Genomic DNA, 559 nt, shown 5'->3' on the forward strand with positions numbered 1-559 from the left:
AGTAATAATGTCTTTGCCTTGTTTAATAGTGTAAATCATCCATTAATGTTTCATGCTAGAAACATGGTACAAATAATGTACCGGACTTTCTGACCCTCATTCCGATCGACCGTTTGTGTCATTCCTTGGATCTGTCGATTGTCTGGTTTCATTATTTGGTGAGGGCAACCTCGCCAATATTTGTGACTCAAGAAGGGCCTGGTGATTATCTCATTACTGTCATGTCCAAGTATTCGGTCTGCTGCTCTCTTCCATATTGTTTAAGCCAATGGAGATACACAATGAGTCAAGTTAGTATAATTGAAGCTGGATATGTTGTTGGTGGTGTTGATACCCATAAAGATATTCACGTTGCAGCGGTAGTTAATAATTCAAATCAAGTGCTTTCAAATGAGAGTTTTCCTACGACTCGCTACGGATACAAGGAGATGCTGAAGTGGATGTCATCATTCGGCAAAGTCTCACGTATAGGAATTGAATGCTCAGGATCTTATGGTCAAGGTTTACTTCGCTATATGCAATCAAGCGGTATAGAGGTCTTAGAAGTTACAGCACCAGA

1 protein-coding gene is annotated in these 559 nt (G+C 40.1%); it reads left to right on the plus strand.

Translation table 11 applies throughout. The features are described 5' to 3' along the window. Positions 1-281 precede the first annotated feature (281 nt). Positions 282-559, plus strand: a 278-nt coding sequence (locus tag ACYVIL_RS20345; RefSeq protein WP_460314584.1) for an IS110 family transposase, incomplete at its 3' end; no start/stop codon positions are given.

This window comes from Aliiglaciecola aliphaticivorans, from assembly GCF_054782055.1.